This window comes from Mycobacterium sp. (genome assembly GCF_025965855.1).
GTDB lineage: Bacteria > Actinomycetota > Actinomycetes > Mycobacteriales > Mycobacteriaceae > Mycobacterium.
This window is the reverse complement of sequence record NZ_JAOPWB010000265.1, coordinates 1-5,969: the sequence shown is the minus strand read 5'-3', so window position 1 is coordinate 5,969 and position 5,969 is coordinate 1. Positions and strand designations below refer to the sequence as shown.

Annotated in this window: 3 protein-coding genes and 1 pseudogene; 2 read left to right on the top strand and 2 right to left on the bottom strand. The window is 66.3% G+C overall.

What is annotated here, in order from left to right; all coding sequences use genetic code 11:
• Nucleotides 1-80: 80 nt before the first annotated feature.
• Nucleotides 81-941 carry a helix-turn-helix transcriptional regulator gene (locus tag JWP83_RS22525; protein WP_297735046.1) on the bottom strand — a complete coding sequence of 287 codons (861 nt, stop codon included), beginning with the start codon at nt 939-941 and terminating at the stop codon, nt 81-83.
• Between the two features lie 93 nt (nt 942-1,034).
• Between JWP83_RS22525 and JWP83_RS22520 the strand changes: the two genes are divergently transcribed.
• Entirely contained in the window at nt 1,035-2,099 is a 1,065-nt protein-coding gene (locus tag JWP83_RS22520; RefSeq protein WP_297735043.1) for an aldo/keto reductase, read from the top strand.
• A gap of 627 nt (nt 2,100-2,726) precedes the next feature.
• Nucleotides 2,727-4,169, top strand: a complete 1,443-nt coding sequence (locus JWP83_RS22515) for a carotenoid oxygenase family protein (RefSeq protein WP_297735039.1) — start codon at nt 2,727-2,729, stop codon at nt 4,167-4,169.
• 615 nt (nt 4,170-4,784) lie between these two features.
• Here JWP83_RS22515 and JWP83_RS22510 read toward each other — a convergent pair.
• Nucleotides 4,785-5,884, bottom strand: a pseudogene (locus JWP83_RS22510) (IS110 family transposase).
• Between the last annotated feature and the right edge of the window lie 85 nt (nt 5,885-5,969).

The window sequence follows — 5,969 nt, the reverse complement described above, 5'->3', positions numbered from 1 at the left end:
CGCTCAGCGGTGCGCGCGTTGTGTCGATCCCCTGGGAGTGGCGGGTTGTCTGTGAGGTTCACCCGCGACTGCCGGGCTGGTTACTGCTCCTGGAGCCGGGGGCGCTCGGCCTCGCGCGCGATGGCGTCCATGGCCGCCTGGGACGCCGTGTCCGCGGCACGGCAGATGATGACCCGCTGATCCGGATCTTGCAGCGGTGTGAGCACCTCGTACTCCACGGTCAGCGGCCCGACCCGAGGGTGCAGCAGCGGAGTGAGCCCCCGGCCTTTCACCCTGACACACCGTTGTGCCCACAACCGGGCGAACTCCGTGCTGTGTGAGGTCAACTCCTCGACCAGCTCGCCGAGCGCGGTGTCCTCGGGGTGGGCCGCCCATGCCGCGCGCAGGTCGGCAATTTGGTCCCGAACAACGCGCTCACGGTCGCGGTAGAAGTCGTACAGCGGGCGATAGAGCATGCACAGCCACAGCGTGTTGCGCTGCTCGACCGGCAGCGCACCGAAGTCCAGCATCAAGGCGGCCATCTCGGGGTTCCACGCGAGAATGTCGAACCGGTGATTGACCAGCATGCTGGGCAGCGGTGACAGGTCGCGGACCAGCCGGGCCAGCGACTCGGGCGGTGCTTGAACGCTCGGCTGCCGGCCGCTCAGCTGCCGTTGCTGGGCAAGATCGAACAGGTAGGCACGTTCGTCGATGCTGAGCCGCAACGCCTGGGCCAGCGCCTCGAGCACCTCCGGCGACGGGCGCAGCCCTCGGCCCTGCTCGAGGCGGATCACGTAGTCGACGCTGACCTTGGCCAGCTCGGCGACCTCTTCCCGGCGCAGCCCGGGCGTGCGGCGGGGCCGTCGGCCCGGGGGCAGCTCCACGTCGTGCGGCGCCAGCCGCTCGCGCCGAGCCCGCAGGAACGCGGCCAACTCCCGAAAGGTGTCAATCGTCTCGCTCATCGTTTTCGATCCTACGAGCCTGCTGACTGGGACTGGCAGTCCCAGGAAGAGCCTTACGTTGTTGTCGGCTCCGGGGCGCCGCAGGCTCGAGTCATGACTCGTTCGCTTGATACCTATCGCCTGCTGGGTCGCTCCGGATTGCGCGTATCGCCGCTCGCGCTGGGCGCCCTGACCTTCGGCGCCGACTGGGGATGGGGCTCGGAGCGGGACGAGGCGCGGCAGATCTTCGACGCCTACCTCGGCCGGGGCGGCAACTTCATCGACACGGCCAACCAGTACACCAACGGCACGTCCGAGCGGCTGGTCGGCGAGTTCGCGAACGGCCTGCGGTCCCGGCTGGTGATCGCCACCAAGTACTCGCTGTCCACCCGCCCCGGCGACCCGAACTCCGGGGGCAACCACCGCAAGAACATGGTCCAGTCGGTGGAGGCCAGCCTGCGCCGGTTGAACACCGACTACATCGACCTGCTCTACCTGCACGCCTGGGACGGCACCACCCCGGTCGACGAGGTGATGCGGGCCATGGACGACCTGGTGCGCGCGGGCAAAGTGCTCTACGTGGGCATCTCCGACACGCCGGCGTGGCAGGTTGCCCGGATGCAGACGATGGCCGACCTGCGGGGCTGGTCACCGCTGGTGGCGCTGCAGATCGAGTACAGCCTGATCGAGCGCACCGGGGAGCGCGATCTCATCCCGATGGCGGCCGAGCTGGGGATGGGGGTTATCCCGTGGTCGCCGCTGGCCAGCGGGGTGCTGGCGGGCAAGTACACCCGGGCCGACCTGGACCACGGGGGCGGCTCCGCCGAGGCTATCGGGACGCGCAAGAGCCTGGCGGCCGCGAACGGTGCGCTCAGCGAGCGCGGCCTGGCCATCGCCGACGTGGTCAAGAAGGTCGCCGCCGACATCGGCGCCACGCCGTCCCGGGTCGCGCTGGCCTGGACGATGCACAACCCCGCCGTCACCGCGCCGGTCATCGGGGCACGCACGCCCGCTCAGCTCGCGGACAACTTGGGGGCGCTCGAGGTGCGGATCCCCGACGAAGCGCTGGCGAGCCTGGCGGAGGCCAGCGCTATCCAGCTCGGTTTTCCGCACGAGTTCCTGGCCCGGCCCACGATCCGCAATAACATGTTTGGCGACATCAAGCTCGAGACCGGCTGACCGCGCGGATCGCGATTCCTAACTCGGGACTCCGGATTCCACTGGGGCGTTCCGCCAATACACCCGAGGAATCCAACCGCCCACGTTCTCATAACCAACGTTGTGGGTTTCTCGAAAGCCGCAGCGAAAGTATCGGGGTCGCGAGGGTGAGCGAAAGTATCGGGGTCGCGAGGCTGATCGCGGCAGAGGTTTTCACCCACCCGTGGGCCGCTCGAGCCGGGGAACCGAGTGAAGGGCTCCGGGTTGCTGGGTTGTGCTGGGGTACTGCACCTTGCATTGGTTGACTTTCACCAAAAGCGATCTGGCCCGGCCACGCCTATGCCGCCGATAACTGCAAAGGCCGGTGGTGGTGTGGGCGGGCGCCGGGATGCTGGCTCGTGCGGTTTCCCAGGGCCGCTGCTAGCTACGGACCGATCGGGCATGTCGGCTTTCGGGTACTCCATTATCGAGGTTTACGCCGATCCGTATAGTGCCCTTCACGTGCGTACTTTCCATGCGGCGGCCGATTCGATGTGCTTACGGCCTGAGTTGTTCGAACCTTGACCGAAGCACAGCCCACGAGCGGTAAGCTGCTTTGCTGGGGCTGAACCAACAGGCCGTCAAGCGGCGTAGGAGGTCCGTCATGTCATGACCAACCGCTATCTGCAGGGTCCGTTCGCCCCGCTGCAGCAGGAATACACGCTGACTGACCTCGAGGTCGCCGGGACGATCCCGGAATACCTGGACGGGCGGTACCTGCGCAACGGGCCCAATCCGATCGGCGAGATCGATCCGGACCGTAGCCACTGGTTCATCGGTGACGGCATGGTGCACGGCATCCGCATCCGCGACGGCAAGGCGGAGTGGTACCGCAACCGCTGGGTGCGCGGCCCGCACGCGGCCAAGGAACTCGGCGAGCCCGCACCGCCCGGCCATTACGGCTTGTATCCACTCGGCGCAAACACCAACGTGATCGGACACGCCGGCAAGACCCTCGCCTTGATCGAAGGCGGCAACGCTAACTATGAGCTGACCGACGAGTTGGACACGGTCGGCGTATGCGACTTCGATGGGACGCTGACCGGCGGGTACACCGCCCACCCGAAGCGCGACCCGGAAACCGGTGAGCTGCACGCGGTTTCGTACTATTACGCTCGCGGCAACAAGGTGCAATACTCGGTGATTGCGGCCAACGGCAGGGCGCGGCGCACTGTCGACATCACCGTGTCCGGCAGTCCGATGATGCACGACTTTTCCCTGACCGAGCGTCACGTCGTGTTCTACGACCTGCCGGTCACCTTCGACGCCCAGATAGCGGCGGCGATTACCGTGCCACGCGGACTGCGCGTGCCCGTGCGGCTGATGCTGTCGGCGTTGATCGGCCGCGTTCCCATCCCCGATCCGATCGCCGCCCGGACAAAACTTCCAGATGCTGCTGAACGCCGGTTCCCCTACTCGTGGAACCCGAAGTACCCCGCCCGCGTCGGCGTGATGCCACGCGAGGGCGGGGATGCGGATGTGCGCTGGTTCGATGTCGAACCCTGCTACGTATTTCATCCGATGAACGCCTATGACGAGGGCGACACGATCATGCTCGACGTCGTGCGACACCCCAAGATGTTCGCGCGCGACCACACCGGCCCAAATGAGGGCACGCCCACCTTGGACCGTTGGACGGTCGATCTCGCCGACGACAAGGTACGTGAATCCCGCTTCGACGATCACGCGCAGGAGTTCCCGCGCGTCGACGAGCGCCTGGTCGGCAAACGGCATCGCTACGGCTATGCGCCGACGGCCACGGAAGGTCTTGAGGGCGCCGACACCCTGCTCAAGCATGACTTTCTCACCGGCAGCACCGAGACGCGCTCCTTCGGCGCCGAAAAGGCGCTGGGCGAGTTCGTATTCCATCCTTCGTCACCCGATGCGGGCGAGGACGACGGCGTGCTGATGGGTTATGTGTATGACCGGCCCACCGATCACAGCGAGTTGGCGATCCTGGACGCGCAAACCCTTCAGGACATCGCGAGCATCAAGTTGCCGCATCGAGTGCCCACCGGATTCCACGGTAACTGGGTGCCGAGCGTCAACTAAGAACGAGAAACGTTTCAAAACGACCCCAAAACCCGTACACGACCGGGCAGCGCATAACCGTCCGGTCGCCGTGGGTGCGGGAGGGCATACCCCCTGGGGGTGCGGCGGGGGCGCGCCTGCCCCAGCTGCCCCGGAGCGGAGGCCACCCCGAGGGCCTGCCTACCCCGATCAGACCCGACCCGAGCCCAACCCCGAGCAGGGCAGCAGACCCCGTGCCCTGCCCTGCCCCACAGGGCAACCCTGCACCCTGCCTGCCACCCAGGGCAGGCCACCCCCAGCAGGCAGGCGACCGTGCCTACCCGAGCTGACCTGATATGAGAAGAGTTTTGTCAAGTGGGCAGGGTGAAGCGGCGGCCGCGACCGTCGTCGTGGCCGCCGCTTCGTTGACCGGATGAGTCCTCGGGGGCGTCGAGCGTGTCATAGCGACGCGTGTCAAATCTGATATGCGCGGGTTGGTTACCGCCAGGACGGGACTTTCGAGTCGGAGTGGACCGCTTGTCTAAAGGACGAGCGTAATCATCTGCACTGCAACGTGATTGCTCATAGGTCAGACGCGGGTCACTCCCAGACGCTTGCCGTCACCACCGAGTTACTTATCCGGACAGTGGTGGGGTATCAGTCGTCGAGGATGGCCAACGACCAGCACCAGCCGGCAAGTTCGCGGGCGATGGCCGCGTTGGCCACCACAGCGCGTTTCTTGCGTTCATCGAAACCAGCCCAGCGAGCATTCAGACGCCTGTTGGCTCCCTGGCCTCGTGCCCGCGCTGCCGGGGACGCCGTCTCCCACCGCTTCCGCAGCTCGCGCCCTGGCCGGTACCGGGGTCGGTGATGCCAGGCCGCTTCGACCAGCAGGCGGCGGGCATGGCTGTTGCCGGTCTTGGTGACCCCGCCCTGAGAACGGGTCGCCCCCGAGGAATTCTCGGTCGGCACCAACCCTAAATAGGCGCCGATCGAGCGCCCGTTGAGGCGTTGCCAGTCTCCGATTTCGACGGCCAACCCGAACGCGGTCAACGTGGAGACTCCGCGCAGACACCCCAACCGGGTTACCACCGGGGTGAACCCTGAATCGGCGGCCATCTCAGTGATCGCTTTATCGAGTCGATCACGCCGGTCCACGGTGGACACCAAGGCATCGAATGCCGTGTCGTAGGCCAGTTGCCGCCCTGGGGTGTCGAATCGGTGCGTACGTAGCCACACAGTTCGTGCTTGCCGGTCCATGCCTTCCCCCCGCAGTAGACGATCCCTTGCCGCAGAAGCAGTTTGGAGACGCGATGCCGGGCCGACATCAGGTCACCTCGCGCGTCCTCGCGAGCTCGCACCAGGTCGCGGGCCGCCTCCTGCTCGATGCTCGGGATCGTCACCTCCACGATCTCACCCAAATGCAGCAACCGGGCAAGATAGCGGGCATCGCGGGTATCGGTTTTGACTCGATCACCCGACGGGCGCTGCAACTTCGAAGGCGCGGCCACCAGGCACACCATCCCGGCAGCGAGCAGGAACCGCGCGAGGACGAACCCGGTCGGGCCGGCCTCATAGGTCACCGCCACCGGACCCGGCAACGACTGAACCCAGGCCAGGATCTCTCGGGGATCTGGAGTCAGCCGGCGCTCGAACACCTCACCGGTCTCGCCATCCAGACCGCACCCGAACACCGATCGTGCGTGCACATCCAGGCCGACGCTCGTACGATAATTCTTCACTGGGGCCTCCCACATCTTGTGGCTCTACCGGCCAGGACCACCCTGTCGGCAACCCACGATCACATGTGCGCGAGGCCCCAGCCTCGTCATACCGTCTAAT

What these genes read in the sequence shown, in the direction of transcription:
- JWP83_RS22525 (WP_297735046.1), bottom strand. Translation starts at nt 941, where the DNA reads ATGAGCGAGACGATTGACACCTTTCGGGAGTTGGCCGCGTTCCTGCGG.
- JWP83_RS22520 (WP_297735043.1), top strand. Translation starts at nt 1,035, where the DNA reads ATGACTCGTTCGCTTGATACCTATCGCCTGCTGGGTCGCTCCGGATTG.
- JWP83_RS22515 (WP_297735039.1), top strand. Translation starts at nt 2,727, where the DNA reads ATGACCAACCGCTATCTGCAGGGTCCGTTCGCCCCGCTGCAGCAGGAA.